11 protein-coding genes are annotated in these 14539 nt (G+C 61.2%); 1 reads left to right on the top strand and 10 read right to left on the bottom strand.

All coding sequences use genetic code 11. The features are described 5' to 3' along the window. Positions 1-21: 21 nt before the first annotated feature. The 10 genes from AOA62_RS25055 to AOA62_RS25010 all read right to left on the bottom strand — a co-directional run bounded on the left by AOA62_RS25055 (position 22) and on the right by AOA62_RS25010 (position 13711). Positions 22-1362 (bottom strand): beta-xylosidase, encoded by a 1341-nt coding sequence (locus AOA62_RS25055; RefSeq protein WP_032865434.1) that lies wholly within the window; start codon positions 1360-1362, stop codon positions 22-24. Further along, entirely contained in the window at positions 1359-2540 is a 1182-nt protein-coding gene (locus tag AOA62_RS25050) for a glycosyltransferase (RefSeq protein WP_017135336.1), read from the bottom strand. Before AOA62_RS25050 ends, AOA62_RS25055 begins: the two co-directional genes overlap by 4 nt. Further along, the gene (locus AOA62_RS25045; RefSeq protein ID WP_099550092.1) at positions 2540-4519 is read right to left on the bottom strand and encodes an exopolysaccharide transport family protein; all 1980 of its coding nucleotides are present in this window, start codon (positions 4517-4519) and stop codon (positions 2540-2542) included. Before AOA62_RS25045 ends, AOA62_RS25050 begins: the two co-directional genes overlap by 1 nt. A 70-nt stretch (positions 4520-4589) precedes the next feature. Continuing rightward, a complete protein-coding gene (locus tag AOA62_RS25040) occupies positions 4590-5417 on the bottom strand; it encodes a polysaccharide biosynthesis/export family protein (protein ID WP_017135334.1) in 828 nt (275 codons plus the stop codon). Positions 5418-5423: 6 nt separating this feature from the next. Beyond that, complete coding sequence (locus tag AOA62_RS25035) at positions 5424-6335, bottom strand: glycosyltransferase family 2 protein (protein WP_099550091.1); 912 nt, start codon at positions 6333-6335, stop codon at positions 5424-5426. Continuing rightward, on the bottom strand, positions 6335-7795 hold the full coding sequence (locus tag AOA62_RS25030) for a mannose-1-phosphate guanylyltransferase/mannose-6-phosphate isomerase (RefSeq protein WP_099550090.1): 1461 nt from the start codon (positions 7793-7795) through the stop codon (positions 6335-6337). Before AOA62_RS25030 ends, AOA62_RS25035 begins: the two co-directional genes overlap by 1 nt. After that, positions 7795-9234: an undecaprenyl-phosphate glucose phosphotransferase gene (locus tag AOA62_RS25025; RefSeq protein ID WP_017135331.1), complete on the bottom strand. Its 1440-nt coding sequence runs from the start codon at positions 9232-9234 to the stop codon at positions 7795-7797. Before AOA62_RS25025 ends, AOA62_RS25030 begins: the two co-directional genes overlap by 1 nt. 431 nt (positions 9235-9665) lie before the next feature. Further along, complete coding sequence (locus tag AOA62_RS25020; protein WP_099550089.1) at positions 9666-12152, bottom strand: TonB-dependent receptor; 2487 nt, start codon at positions 12150-12152, stop codon at positions 9666-9668. Between the two features lie 106 nt (positions 12153-12258). After that, entirely contained in the window at positions 12259-13209 is a 951-nt protein-coding gene (locus AOA62_RS25015) for a FecR domain-containing protein (protein ID WP_099550088.1), read from the bottom strand. Then, positions 13196-13711: a sigma-70 family RNA polymerase sigma factor gene (locus AOA62_RS25010; RefSeq protein WP_099550102.1), complete on the bottom strand. Its 516-nt coding sequence runs from the start codon at positions 13709-13711 to the stop codon at positions 13196-13198. The genes AOA62_RS25015 and AOA62_RS25010 overlap by 14 nt, the downstream gene beginning before the upstream one ends. A gap of 171 nt (positions 13712-13882) precedes the next feature. Between AOA62_RS25010 and AOA62_RS25005 the strand changes: the two genes are divergently transcribed. Beyond that, a complete protein-coding gene (locus AOA62_RS25005; protein WP_017135327.1) occupies positions 13883-14512 on the top strand; it encodes a LysE family translocator in 630 nt (209 codons plus the stop codon). The last annotated feature ends 27 nt before the right edge of the window (positions 14513-14539 follow it).

The raw sequence follows: 14539 nt of genomic DNA, 5'->3' as shown, positions 1-14539 counted from the left end.
TACAGCTCTCCATACCCGGGGCTACCACACCAGTATCTGCAAACTCGGCTTCACCACTGGGCGAATACCGTTGTCGTCGCTCAGGGTTTGCCGGGCTCCGGTCAGCGGGTCCAGCAGTTCTGCGCGTTTAATATCCGGCAGGCTGATGCTGCTGCCTTCGGCACTCCAGTACATCAACAGGTGTTTTCCGTCAGGCCGTGTCCAGGCCACGCTGTAGAAACTGTCCGGCACGTCCTTGAGTTGTGGCGTGGTGCCGGGTTTAAGAGAGGGACCGGTGATCTCAAGGAAGCGGGCGAGGGCGGTGTACACCGGCTTGGGTTCGCCGTCCAGGTTCAGCAGGCCGTAATGCTGGTCGCGTGGCGAGGCGCGTTGGTCGAGGTCGGACAGCGCGAACAGGAAAATCTTCTGATAGTCCTGGGACGCCATCAACGCCAGACGGCGCAAGGTGTAGTCGGCCTGCCCGTCGATACCGATCAGGTCCTGCATCTCTTTGGGGCCGGCATAGCTGGACCAGCCCCACTCGGTAGCCCATACGTTCTTGATCCCGGCGCCGTGCAGCATGGTATTGAGTTGATCACCGCGCAGCAGCACTTCGTTCTTGCCCGGTTCATCGGTTTCCGGGGTCATCGAATAAGGGTGATAGGCCGCGACCATGCCCAGGTTTTGCACGCCCAGCGCGCCGAGCGCTTCGAACATCAGGGTTTTGCCACGCGGCGGCATTTGGCTGTAGTACGCCATGCCGCCCATGACCTGCAGTTTGCCGGGCGCGGCAATATTCAACGCCTGGTGACTGGCCAATAACAATTGCCCGTACTCCTTGGCGTTGACTTCGGGGCGCCAGTTGTTCGGCAGGTTCTGCTCGTTCCATACCTGCCAGGCATCAATATTGGGGTAGCGCTTGGCCAGGAGTGCCAGGCGCAGCGCATAGATTTCGGGGTCCCGCGGGCGATACTGGTCCTGGAACTTCGCGCCCTTGGGGGCGGTGGTGATAAAGGGCGCCGAGCCCACCAGGTAAAACACCGAGCGGATTTTTTCAGCGCTCAGGGTGCGGTCCAGTTCATCGAAGGTGCTGAGTTGATAACCGTCTTCTGTGGGCTCCAGGCGATCCCAGTGCAGGTCGACCCGCACCCATTGCAATCCAAGTTTCTTGTATTGCGTGATCTGCTGGCGGTACTGCTCGGGCGTGAACCACAGAAAGTGCGCGTTCACGCCGAGGAAGTCCTTCCATACCACACTGCGCTCCGGGGCCAGGTTCACCGGCTGCGCATCGACTTTTTCACTCGACAGCAGGGCGCCACCCACGGCGATTGCCAGCACCAGCGGCAGATAGCGCCACATCGGGCGAACAGATGAAATATTCATCGCAACGGCTCCTCACAAGCATCCCGAAATAATTCGGCAAAACGTCGGGCCGTGGTGGCCCACTGGCGTTGGTGGCCGATTTCCGCTGCCCGGGTAGCCCATTGCCGGGCCTGCTGCGGGTCGAGGATCAAGCGGTTTAAGGCGTTGCTCAAGGAATCGATATCGCCCTGCTGATAGGTGATGCCATTGCCGCCGGCCACCTCTTCAGCAAAGGCACGCGCATTGGAGGTGATCACCCCGCGCCCGCAGGCATTGGCCCATGACAGCGCGCCACTGGTGCCACGCATCTGTCCCAGGAAACCGAGTTTTTTCGATTCGCGGTAGGGCAGCACCATCACATGGTGCGCCTGGATCGTAGCGGCGATCTGCGCTGATGGCAGGTCCAACTGCCAGTCCACCACATCCTCCAGGTGCAGCGCGATGATCTGTTGGCGCAGGCCGTCGAGGTAGTTGCCGGCCGGGTCGAAGGTCATTTCCGGGGCGGTGCCGCCGGCCAGGGTCAGGCGCACCTGGCCTCGGCATTGCGGGTGGGTGGCCAGTGACTGGGCCAGGGCCTGGAGCAGGTCCTCAATGCCCTTGCCGCGATAGATAAAGCCGAAATACAACAGACGCAACGGCGCAAGTGGCGGCAAGTCCTGGGCCGCGATGGGTAGGTTGCCGTGAGCAATCACCGCCACTTGCTGCGGACGCAGGCCCATGCGTTGGCGCAGGCAGTCGCCTCCCAGGTGGGTGAGGGTGATCAGCCGGCGCATCCCTTTGGCCAGGCGTCGTTCTTCGTGCAAGGTCAGCGGGTCGGCCAGCAGTGCCGCCGCCTGGGGCAACGGGTGGGGCAGGCGTTCTAGCAGGGTCAAGGGGAAAAACAGCTTGGCCCGGCGCCAGATCAAGCGCTCCGGGTCATGCACCGTAGCGGTCAACGGCAGTTGTGGTTGTGCCCGACGCAGGTAGTCAAGCGCCTGGAACTCACCGAAGCGCCCACCTCCCAGTTCGGCATGGACCAGATCCACACCGTGCCAGTCAAAGGCTTGCAAGCGCCGCAACTGTTCAGCCAGGTCCTGGCAACCCGCGAGGGGGGTCACCACTTCAAGGCCCAGTTCGATCAACGCGTTGCGCAAATGCGCGGCGTAATCGGCGATCCCGGTCTGCTCCGGCGGCAGAGGTGCCAGCAATGCAATACGCATCAGGCCGCACCGCGCCAGCTGTTGATCCGCGCCAGGACCTTGGCCGGTACTTCGAAGCGGCGGCGGTTGAGGATCATGCCGTCGACTTTGCCGAACGCGGTGGTCAGCAGCGACACCGCGTTTTCGATGGTCGGTACGGTACTGGTGCGGGCTTCGATCACCAGCACGATCTGGTCGGCACGGCGCAGCGTCAGGAAGGTCTGCGGGTTGGATGACAAGGCCGAGGCATCCAGCAACAGCACTTCACCCGCCGTGGGCGCGTTCGCCCCGTCGACCGAGACGCGATGGCCACGTTCTTCCAGCAGGCGCTTGAGCTGCTCGATGATAAACGTCACACCCTCGCCATGCCGCGCCGAGGTCAGGCCCAGGGCAAAGCCTTCACTGGCGATGCGCTCCAGGGGCAGCAGGCTGTACAAGCGATAGAGGCTGGCGGTGACGGCGGCCGGCGTGGCGTCTTGCACGTCGGGGATGCTGCTCCACAACGGCACCTGGAACATCTCCTGCAAGCGTGTGCCATCGTGGATGCGTTGGTCCAGCAGGTACAGCACATAAATGGTCAAGAAGCCCACGGCCACGCCGGCGGGAATGGCGAACAACAGAATCAGCAGGCTTTTGGGAAACACACGTGACGGGTTCAGGGTGGCGTGTTCGATCAGGGCGATGTTGCTGATCTGGCTGTTGTCCAGTTCATGATCGATTCGCGCCTGTTCAAGGTTGTCCGAGTACAACGCGTAGCTTTTTTCGGCGGCGCGCAGTTGTTGGCTCAGCTTGTTGAGTTCCGGCTCATCGGTCATCGCCTTGTCACGCTGGTCGCGCAGCTCGGCGAGGGTTTTGTCGTAGTTCTCGATTTCGCCGGCCAGTTTGCGCTCTTGTAATTGGGCGTCGATCACTTGCTGCTTGATGTTGATCACCAGGCTGTTGGGCGCGGTGTTTTGCGAGCGTTCCAGGCGCGTGGCTTCCTGAGCGCTGAGGGCTTCGATGTCGCGGATATTCTGCTCGATCTGATTGACCTGCGGCGTGCCCGGCAGGTAGGTGCGCAACAGGCGTGCGCGTTCCACTTGCAGCGCATTGAGCTGGCGCTTGAGGTCCAGTTGGGTGGGGTTGAGGCTGGTTTCGCGCATCGTCACCACGTCTGCCGGCTGGCTCTTGATCTGCTGGCTGGCGTTGGCCAGGAGGCTGCGAATGCCCGAGATCTGGTTTTGTGCGCTGACCTTGGCGTCGGTGACACGGTCGATCTGGCTGGTGAGGTTCTTCAGGCGCGCATCGACACTGATCGAATCGATCTGCTTCAAACGGACTTGCAGTTGGTCCTTCAGGCTCTGGATATTTTCCGCCACCTTGGCGCGTTCGGTTTCATAGAAGGTATGCAGGCTCTTGCGCCCGAGAATCCGCGCACGTTCCTCAAGGTAGGCGTTGACCCATTCTTCGACGACTTTTTGCGCCACCGCCGGGTCGTCCCAGGTGAAGGAAATCTCGATCACCGAAGAGCCTGGCTCGTGAGCGGCTTTGAAGTTCTTCTCCAGCGAGGTCGCCAGGCGCTCCAGCGGGCTTTGTTTCTCGGCAAGGCCTACGAACTGCAGCACGCTGCGCACGCCGTTGACGACTTCGCCAACGCCCTTCTTGACGTAGAACTTGGTGACCTTCCAGAAACCCTGCGGCGGCTCGGAGGTCATCGCCATATAGCGCTCGGCAACGATATGCACGATGGGCCGGCCCGTGAGCATTTTTTCTTCGTCGACAATCGGGTCGTGCTGGGTGCTCGGGGCAATCAGCGTCTGGCGGTTGGCGGCTTCGATCGGCAAGGTGGTGTTGTCCCGCCCCGGCTTGACCAGCAAGCGCGCGTCGGACTCGTAGCGAGCCGGCAACAGGAAGGCACCCAGCACCGCGACGACGATCGTGGTGATCACTGCCAGTTTGAATTCGCGGCGGTAGATGAAAAACAGCCGCAGCAGGTCGCGAAGAGAGCGGATTTCGATCACAGGATCACTCCATTGCATATGGGGTTTACGAAAAACGGGAACGCTTGGTTCGAGTGATACGACGCCCGCTTCATAATCCTTGGCCTGTGTTGATGGTTGGGTTGTTGTAGATGGTGTTGCCGCTGTTTTTCACGTCGCTCTTGTTCAGGTCGTAATTCAAGCCAATGCCAATCCCCTTGTTGATCGGAAACAGCTTGGTGAAGTACATATCCACGGCCTCCACCGTCGCGCCGATGCCCGACTGCGGCACAAAGATCAAGTCGCCGCGCTGCAACGCCACCCGCGGGTGATTGGGGTTGGTCAACATGCTTTCCAGGCTGATGAAGTACGTCCTGTACTTGCCATCTGGCCCGGTGCGCAGCAAGGCCACGTTGGAGGCATCCGCCGAGGGCAATACACCACCGGAACTGAGCAGCGCCTGCTCGACGCTGACGTTGCCGGCCAAGTCGAAAAACGCCGGGTTGGACACCGCACCGCCGATAAACACCTTGTTGCTCGGCGCGCTGGCGATGTTCACCGTCACCGCCGGTTCGCGGTAGATGCGCTTGTACTTCTCGGTGATTTCCTTGCCCAGGTCTTCGGGCGTGCGCAAGGCGGCCTTGACCCGGCCAATATTGGGCACCGAGATCACGCCGTCGGGGCGCACGACGAATACGGTCATGTCATCGGCCGCCGCCGGCTCCTGGGCATCGCGCACGATCCGCAGCGAGTCGCCGGTCTGGATCAGCACCTGCGGCGGTGGCAGGTCGGCCAGGGTCAGCGCCGCTTGATGGCCGGCCTTGAGCGTATTGTTGTCAGGAAGCGGCACCCGCGCGGGGGTCGAACAGCCCGCCAGCCAGATTGAGGCACTCAAGAGGCTGAGCAGGGTAAGACGGGAACGTCGGTTGGTAGTCTTCATGACGGCTCAAGTCCAGTAGGTGGAAAACATGCCCAGGCGCCGTTTAAGCGCGTTGGGCAAGTGGCGTTCAAGGTGGCCGAGGCGATAACCCAGCAATTTAAAGGCGCTGCGCACCACCACTTCCGGCGCGCGGTGCAGCGCGTTGGCCTCGCGCAATGCGCGCAGTTCGGCCAGCACATAACGTTTACCTTCGCCGCCGGCGTCGCCGAACGCCTGGCGAATCCACGCCTCGCGGCCGTAGAACACACCGATATCGAAGTAGCGCTTGAACTCGTCCAGCAAGCGGTAATCATGGGAGTGATACACCTGCGCGCTGGCGGCGTAGCGCACCTGGTAGCCGGCCAGCAACATGCGTGCGGCGACGTAGGCGTCTTCGCTGCCAATCACATCCTGGGGAAAACCACCCACCGCCTGCAGGGCGCTGCGCCGGTACACCGAAAACGAGTCGGAGCTGAAGCAGGTCTTGATCCCTAGCTGCGGTGCATCGGCCAGGCTTTTGCTGCGGCTGGCCGCCGGGTAATTGAAGTGCCGCGACTGTGCCCCCAGCACCCCTGCACCGGGGTGCGGCAGTTGCCGGCCGTAGGCCACGCCATTGAGCGGCTCCCGTTGCAATTCGGCGATCAGGTTGGCGAAGGTCTCGGCCGTGGCGGGGATCGCGTCCTGGGTCATGACGATCAAAGCGTCGCCGCCCACCTGTTCACTGGCCCAGCGCCGGGTGCCGCCGTGGTTGAAGTCGCGGGCATCAATCACCTCCACACGCGCGCCAAACTCGCGAAAGCGCGCCACGGTGTCATCGCTCGATGCGCTGTCGACCACCAGCATCTCGTCCGGTTGCAAGGTCTGCATGCGCAGCGCTGGCAGCAGGCGGTCCAGATGGCTGGCCGCGTTGCGGGTGGGGATGATCAGGGACGTGCGCATCAGGGTTTCACTTCCACCGGAGCGCGGCCGTAGATGTCGTCATAACGCACGATGTCGTCTTCGCCCAGGTACTCACCGCTCTGTACCTCGATCATCACCAGGTCGATGATGCCGGGGTTGGTCAGGCGGTGTTTGTGGCCGGCGGGAATGTAGGTGGACTCGTTCATGTTGAGCAGGATCTCGCGCTCGCCATTGGTGATCATCGCTGCGCCGCTGACCACTACCCAATGCTCGCTGCGGTGATGGTGCATTTGCAGCGACAGCGAGCCTTTGGGCTTGACCACAATGCGCTTGATTTTGAAGCGCGTGCTTTCTTCCAGCACCGTGTAGGTGCCCCACGGGCGGGTGACCGTGCGATGCAGGCTGAACGCCGGGTGATTCTGGCGCTTAAGTTCGGCGACGATATAGCGCACGTCCTGGCTGCGGTGGGCGTCGGCGATCAACAGTGCGTCCGGGGTGTCGACGATGATCAGGTCGCGCACGCCCACTGCACCGAGTACCCGCTTGGGCGAGTCGATGTAGCAGTTATGCACGTCGTGCAGGATCGCCTCGCCATTGATCTGGTTGCCATTGTCATCACTGGGGGTGAGTTGGCGCAGCGCTTCCCAGGAGCCGATATCGCTCCAGCCAATGTTGCAGGGCACGACCGCGACCTTTGCGGATTTTTCCATCAGGGCCACGTCGATGGAGATGTCCGGCGCGGTACTGAAACCTTCCGGGCTCAGTTCACGCTGGCGACTGCTGCTGTTTTGCAGGCTCTGGCTGTGCTCGAGTGCGGCCTTGGCAGCGTCCAGGACTGCCGGGGCGTGGCTGGCCAATTCTTCCAACAGGCTGGCAGCCTTGAAGCAGAACATGCCGGCATTCCACAGGTGCTTGCCGCCGTCCAAATAGCCTTGGGCGGTGGCCAGGTCGGGCTTCTCGACAAAGCGCCGGACCTGAAACCCGGCCCCTAACGCTGCGCCTTGTTCGATATAGCCAAAGCCGGTTTCGGCACGGTCAGGCTGAATGCCGAAGGTCACCAGGTAACCGGCCTCGGCCAGTGCGCGGGCTTTTTCTACCGCTTGGGCGAAGGCCGCTTCATCAAGGATCAGGTGGTCGGCGGGCATCACCAGCAACTGCGCTTCAGCGCCGAAATGCTCCTGCACATGCAAGGCGGCCACGGCGATGGCGGCGGCGGTGTTACGTCCAAACGGCTCCAGCAGCAGCTCGAGGGCCAATCGCTGGGTGTTCACCGCGCGGTAGTCGTCGAGGGTGCGAAACAGCAGGTCGCGGTTGGTTACCGTCAGGATGCTCTCCACCCCTGGCAAGTGGCTGGCGCGCAGGAAGGTCTTTTGCAGCAGGCTCTGGTCGTCGCGCATGCGCATGAAGGGTTTGGGCATGTTCTGCCGCGAAACCGGCCACAGCCGCGTGCCCGAACCACCGGAGATGATGCACGGGATCAATCCGTTAAGAGGGTTCATCAATAGACTTCCTTGGTGGAAAGGACGGCCGGAACCGTCATGAAAACGATGTACAGATCCAGCCACACCGACCATTTGGCGATGTATTCCAGGTCGTATTCGACTCGCTTCTGGATTTTGAACAGGGTGTCGGTCTCGCCACGGTAGCCATTGATCTGTGCCCAGCCGGTGATGCCTGGCTTGACCCGGTGGCGTGAGCTGTATTCGCTGACCGCTTGCTCAAACGGAACCCCGGCGGCCTTGGTGGCCGTGGCGTGAGGGCGCGGGCCGACCATCGACATATTGCCCAGCAGCACGTTGAACAGTTGTGGCAGCTCATCGATGCTGGTCTTGCGAATGATCCTGCCTACCCGGGTGATGCGCGGGTCCTGGCGTGTGGTCTGGTTCTCGGCGTTCAGGTCGGTCTGTTCGACGTACATCGAGCGGAACTTGAACACCCGGATCAGGTTGTCGTTGTAGCCAAAGCGCTTCTGGCGGAACAGCACCGGGCCCTTGGAATCGAGCTTGATCGCGATGGCCGTCGCCAGCATCACCGGTGACAGCAACAACAGGCCGATGCTGGCCAGCAGCAGGTCTTCGCAACGCTTGATAAAGGGCGACCAGCCGCGCAGCGGCAACTGTGAGGTATTGAACATCAGGATGCCGCCCACATCGGTGATGCGGTTATGCCCATAACGCAAGGCAGCCATGTCGGGCACCAGCATGACGTTCACCGACATCTGCCGCAGGCGCTTGACCAGCCCGTTGATACGCTGCTCGGCGGCCCAGGGCAGGGTGATCATGACCTGGCTGACCTGTTCGGAGCGGATCAGCTTTTCCAGGTCGCGGGTATTGCCCAGCAAGGGCAGGCGGCTCAATTCCTTGGGAATGCGCTCGGTACGGTCGTCGATAAAGCCGATCAGGCCGGAACGGATATCGCTGTTGCGCGACAGGTGTTCAGCCACATGCACCGCCGTCTCGGTAAAGCCCAGGATCACCGTACGTTGCAAGAACTTGCCGTTCTTCATCAAATGGCGATACAGGCGCAGCATCAATATCCGCTCCACGCCAAACAGCACCAGGCTCATGGAGAACCAGGCCGTCAGGTTGCGTGGGCTCAACTGTGGGAACAGCAGCAGGATCTGGTACATGAACAGCAAGATGCAAAACGCCGAGACCCAGGCCACCAGCATCACGCGAAAACGCAGGCGATTGCTGAACAGATCCTCGGAGTACACCCCCAGGGCCTGGAACAGAATGATGGTCAAGAGCGCAAAGAATACCAGGAGGCCCAGGTAGTGGTTGCGCATGTGCTCGGCGACAGGTTCCGGGTAGAACAGCAGGATAATTGCCGGCACCACAGCAGTGAGGCCGTGGATCAGTTTGACGAAGACGACAAAAAACTCAACGAAACCGGGACGAGTCAAAAACAGGCTATCGACCGACGATTTACCGCGCATAGATCAGATCCTCAATACACCACCAGAACGTTCCTGTTCGTTTTGCTCATCCATAAGGCAGGTTTGCTTTACAAGTGGTGCAAATCGAACAACTGCAGTTGCTGGGTAATACGTAATGCCTGTTCAGACGCAGGAATTTACGGAATGATGGCTAAATAGTGGCTTCCTTGAGGTTTCGTGTCAATGTTTTGGCTTTTTTTCGCCGTCGCCCTCAATGGCTCTCATGAGACCCATGGTATGACGATTTATTGACATTGGAGGCCGTGTTTTCAGAAAAATCGAGAATCGATGATGGCTTTTTGGAGTGTAGGAACAAACGTGGGGATTTGCCTGCCAGCGAAAAAAGCTTTTTTTGACAGAAGCAGGGCGGGGGAAGGGGGGTTGTCGAACCAGAGCCGGCTTGCCGGCTCTGGTGCAAGGACTGGTGATGTTTAGAAGTTGCCTTTGAGGCTCAGCGTGAGGTTGCGCGGCTCTCCATAAAGATTACCCCAGCCTGAGGTACCCACGGTCTGGTAGTAGTTTTTATCGAACAGGTTGTTGCCGTTGAGCGCCACCGTCCAGGTGTCGTCCACCTGATACGCAATGCGCGCATTCCACAACGCATACCCGGCCTGCTCCAGTTTGATGGTTTGCAGGCGGTAGTTACTGCTCTGGGCGTTGACCCCTGCGCCAACTGTCCATTTTGACAGTGCATCGTCCAACTGGTAGTCGCCCCATAAACGCAGCATATGCCGGGGTACGTAGGTGTTGGACACCGCGCCTTCGGCTGCGCTGTCGATGTTCTTCAGGTTTTTGGTTTGCGTGTAGGTGTAGCCGCCAAACACTTGCAGACGTTCAAGCAATTCGCCGCTCAGCTCGGCCTCGACCCCTTGGGCGCGAACTTTGCCAGTGTCGGTGTAGCAGTAGCCGTCGGAGGAACTGCCGCAGCGGGTGATGAAATCGGTTTGGGCGGCGTTTTTTTCGATGGCGCGAAACAGCGCCAGGGAACTGTTAAGGCGCCCGTCAAACCATTCGCCCTTGATACCCAGCTCATAATTCTCACCCATTTTCGGCTTGAGGGCCGAACCGCTGACCGTGGCGTAGGAGCTTTGTGGCTGGAAGATATCGGCGTAGCTGGCGTACACCGAAAGGTTGTCATTGAGGTCGTAGATCAGCGCGGCAAACGGCGTGACCACCCCGGTTTCCTTGGTGCGCGCATCCTGGTCGGCCCACTCGCCCCAGGCCAGGTTCAAGGACTCACGGCGGTTTTCATACCAACTGACGCGACTGCCGAGAACCAGCATCAACGGTTCGGCCAGGCGCAGGCGCAAGGTGGCGTAGGCGCCGTATTGGGTGGCGGTTTCCTTGACCGTACCGCCCCGGTACATATTCGGCCAGAAGGTGTCGTTGGCCGGCTCCGGGAAGTGGTGGTCGGGTTGATAGATGCTCTGGCGAGTCGGCAGATTCCGGATCGCGTAGACGTCGTCCTGAGTGCCACGGCTGCCGTTGGCGCCGATGATCAGTTCATGCGCCAGGCCGAAGGCTTCGAACTTGCCGTCCAGGTAGGCGTCGAGGCCGAAGTCCTTGTGATCGTAGTCCATCAGCGCGGCGTAGGAATTGGCCGTGGGCGCGGGATCACCATAGGCGATAGTGCCTTCGCTGGCGGCGTACTTGGTGTCTTGCAGGTTGCGGCTATGCACGGCGGCGACCTTGAGTTGCCAGTCGTCGTTGAAGTGGTGGGTGAGGTCGGCGAAGAAGGTGGCGCGCTGGCTTTGCCAGTCGTTCCAGGATTGGCCAAGGCAGGTGGAGCGGCTCAATTTGGCGCTCTTGCCATCCTTGTAACGCGGTAGACCGCCCCAGCACGGGCTGGCGTCGATGTCTTCGTAGCTGGCGCCCAGCCCCAGGGTGGTGTCGGGGTTGAGGTCGACATCCAGCGCGGCGTAGAAGGCCTGGTCCTTGCGTTTGGAAATATCCATGTAGGAACCGCGATCCTGCTGGCTGAATGCCGCGCGGCCGCGCACGGTGCCGCTGTCATTCAAGGGGCCGCCGGTGTCGACGTCGGCCCGGTAGTTGTCCCAGGTGCCAGCGGCCAGCGACAGGCTGGAGGTCGGCTTGGCCTGGGGGCGTTTACGCACAAAATTGACGGCACCACTGGCGGTACCGGCACCCTTGAGCATGCCGGCTGCGCCCTTGAGCACTTCCACGCGGTCGTAGATCGCCATGTTGGCGCTGAAACTGTCGGCCTGTACGTAGTCTTTGCCCATGTCCAGCGGTACGCCGTCGTACTGGTATTGGCCGAGCATCTTGAAGCCACGGGAATAGAAATATTTACCGCCCATGGGGGATGCGTAGGCGGTGATTCCCGGGGTGTGTTCCATCACGTCTTCGATGGTGGTGAGGTTCTGGTCGTCCATCAATTGGCGGGTCATCACACTGACCGATTGCGGTGTTTCCCGCAGGCTGTGTTGACCTTTACCGATGGTGACTGCGCCCGTGGTGTAGGAACCGCTGCCATCGGTGGTGGCACCCAGACGCTCGCCGGTGACGGTGGTGGCGCCCAGGTTCAGCGCGCCGGTCTCGGCGATGTGTGGCAATAGCAGCCAAGTGCTTGCGCCTTGACGTTGTGCCTGCAAGCCGTGGCCACGCAAGAGTTCGCCCAAGGCTTGCTCGCGCTCATAGCGCCCGTTCAAGCCTGGGCTCGACTTGTTGGCGACGCTGGTAGCGTCGTAGGACAGGCTGATGCCGGCCTGGCGGGCGAACTGGTCCAGCACGTTGGCCAGCGCACCTGGGGCAATCTGCCAATCGCGTGCCTGGGTGTCGTTGGCGAGTGTTTCGGCCATCACGGCCAGCGGCAGGGCGCCGCCGCTCAGGCAGGCGCCCAGCAGGGCGGCCTGCACCGCGCGCTTGAGGGGGGAACGTTGGGAAGGGAACGCTTGCATGACCGCGGGATGCTCCTTTAAGGAAGTGAACAGAACCGGCCTGTTGATCGGCCTTTCCTTACAGGTCGAGCGGCAATGAGAAATAACCTCATTTATTTTTTATGCACTAAGCGCGGGACGTAACCGTCACCCAATAACGGCTGCGATAGGTGACGTTGACCGCCAGCGACTGCGCCACCAGGTTGAGCACCTGGTCGGTGTCATCCAACTGGTAAGTGCCCGATACGTGCAACTCGGCCACGGCCTCGCTGCAGCGCACCAAACCGTTGCGGTAGCGGCTTAGCTCGGCGAGGAAATCATCCAGGCGCATGTTGTGGGCGCTGATCACGCCGTCGCTCCAAGCCCAGGGATCCAGGCCGTTGGCGATCGGTGGGCGCAGGTGGGTGCGGTCGAACAGCACCTGTTCGCCGGGGTTGATCAGTTGGCGCGCGCTGCTGTCGTGCAGGTCGGCATACACCGCCACGCTGCCTTGTTGTACGGCGAGCAACGTGCCTTGGCCTTCTTCGCGCACCAGAAAGCGCGTGCCGAGGGCACGCAGGTAGCCGTCACGGGTTTGCACCCAGAACGGTCGACTGTCGGCGCCGGTGTTGATCAGCATTTCACCCTGGCGCAGGTGGACCCGGCGCCGTTCGGTACTGAGCGCAACGTCGATCGCACTGGCGCTGTTGAGCTGGATATGGCTGCCATCGTTGAGCGTCACCCAGCGTCGCTCGCCAGTGGCGGTGCGGTAGTCGGCCATCAGCACGGGCAGGGGTGTGTAGTCGCGCCCGAGCCAGGCGAGGCCGGCGGCGCCGGCAAACAGGCCCAGCACCTTCAAGGTGTCACGGCGGCTGATGCGTTGGCGTGCGCCGTTGAGGGCATGGCGCCCGGCACCGGCGGGCACGTGGCTGAACTCATCGCTCATGGTGGCCACCCGTTGCCACACCCGTTGGTGCTCGGGGCTGCTCTGCAGCCACTGTTCGAACGCAGCAGTGCTGACGTCATCGGCGATGTTGAAACGCAGCCGGATCATCCACTGGATGGCCTGGTCGACCAGGCGCGGGTCAAAGTTCGGCATAACGTAACCGGTAGCAGGCATGCAGGGCTTTGGCCAGGTCGCGCTCAACCGTGGCCTTGGACACGCCCAAACGCAGGGCAATTTGTGCGCAGGTCAGGCCGTCCAGTTGCGCCAGCAAAAACGCTTCGCGCACCCGTGGCTTGAGCTGGTCGAGCAAGCGGTCGATGCGCTCCAGGCTGTCAAGGATCAACAGGCGGGTTTCTTCCGACGGCACATCCACTTGCGGGAAGTGCGCCAGGCTTTCAAGGTAGGCGCGCTCCAGCTCGCGGCGCCGGTACTGGTCGATCATCAGGCTGCGCGCAATGCTGCTCAGGTAGGCGCGCGGTTGTTGCAAGGTCTGTTGTTTGCGCGCGTTGAGCAGCCGCACAAAGGTTTCCTGCGCCAGGTCAGCGGCATGTTCACGACAGCCCGTGCGCCGGCTCAACCAGCCGCGCAACCAGGAAGAATGGGCATGGTAGAGCTGGCCGATAGCGGCAGAGTCCAGAGGATGGTCGCTCAACAGGGTCATCCTGACGCAGGGTATTATTGATAATGTTTCGCATTCTAATCGTTGGTTGTGGCAATGAGCAATCACCCGACATGACCGTTGGCGAAGAATGTATCCAGCACAATTTTTTGTTGCCGCACGGCGCGCCGTTTAATCTGCAGGCTTTCTCTGGTGGAGGGCTTGAGCATGATCGACCTTGCAACCCTTGCGGTGTTTTCCGGCGCTGTTTTGCTGTTGCTGCTGTCGCCGGGGCCGAACATGGCGTTTGTGATCAGCCATGGCGTGAGTTATGGCTGGCGCGGTGGCGTGGCTTCAAGCCTGGGGATCTGCGTGGCGGATTTGCTGTTGACCGCCTTGACGGCGAGCGGGGTCACCGCCTTGGTCGCCAGTTGGCCGCCGGCGTTTGATTTGATTCGTTACGCCGGGGTGATCTACCTGCTGTGGCTGGTGTTCAAGACCTTGCAAAAAAACACCGGCCTGGACATGAGCCAGGTCCGGCGCGTGCGTTTACGGCATGTGTTTGTGCAGGCCATGCTCAACAGTTTGCTCAACCCTAAGGCGTTGCTGTTTTTCATGGTGTTTCTGCCCCAATTCGTCAGGCCCGAGGCCGGCTCCATTGCGGTGCAGCTGTGGGTGCTGGGCGGCGTTCTGACCCTGATCGCCGGGGTTTTCCACGCCTTGCTGGGCATTTTTGGCGGGGCGATCAGCCGAGTGTTTGCGGGCAGCAGCCACAGCGCCAGGCTGCAGAAATGGGGCCTGGCGACCGTGCTGACGCTATTGGCGGCGCGGTTGGCGTTTATGTCCCGGCCTGCCTGACCCTCCGCCATTACAGCACTACCGCCA

It is taken from the genome of Pseudomonas sp. 2995-3 (assembly GCF_002742565.1).
Classification (GTDB): Bacteria; Pseudomonadota; Gammaproteobacteria; order Pseudomonadales; family Pseudomonadaceae; genus Aquipseudomonas; species Aquipseudomonas edaphica.
This window is presented reverse-complemented; position numbering and strand designations above follow the sequence as displayed.

What these genes read in the sequence shown, in the direction of transcription:
- AOA62_RS25055 (WP_032865434.1), bottom strand. Translation starts at nt 1,362, where the DNA reads ATGAATATTTCATCTGTTCGCCCGATGTGGCGCTATCTGCCGCTGGTG.
- AOA62_RS25025 (WP_017135331.1), bottom strand. Translation starts at nt 9,234, where the DNA reads ATGCGCGGTAAATCGTCGGTCGATAGCCTGTTTTTGACTCGTCCCGGT.
- AOA62_RS25050 (WP_017135336.1), bottom strand. Translation starts at nt 2,540, where the DNA reads ATGCGTATTGCATTGCTGGCACCTCTGCCGCCGGAGCAGACCGGGATC.
- AOA62_RS25035 (WP_099550091.1), bottom strand. Translation starts at nt 6,335, where the DNA reads ATGCGCACGTCCCTGATCATCCCCACCCGCAACGCGGCCAGCCATCTG.
- AOA62_RS25015 (WP_099550088.1), bottom strand. Translation starts at nt 13,209, where the DNA reads ATGCCGAACTTTGACCCGCGCCTGGTCGACCAGGCCATCCAGTGGATG.
- AOA62_RS25030 (WP_099550090.1), bottom strand. Translation starts at nt 7,795, where the DNA reads ATGAACCCTCTTAACGGATTGATCCCGTGCATCATCTCCGGTGGTTCG.
- AOA62_RS25020 (WP_099550089.1), bottom strand. Translation starts at nt 12,152, where the DNA reads ATGCAAGCGTTCCCTTCCCAACGTTCCCCCCTCAAGCGCGCGGTGCAG.
- AOA62_RS25005 (WP_017135327.1), top strand. Translation starts at nt 13,883, where the DNA reads ATGATCGACCTTGCAACCCTTGCGGTGTTTTCCGGCGCTGTTTTGCTG.
- AOA62_RS25040 (WP_017135334.1), bottom strand. Translation starts at nt 5,417, where the DNA reads ATGAAGACTACCAACCGACGTTCCCGTCTTACCCTGCTCAGCCTCTTG.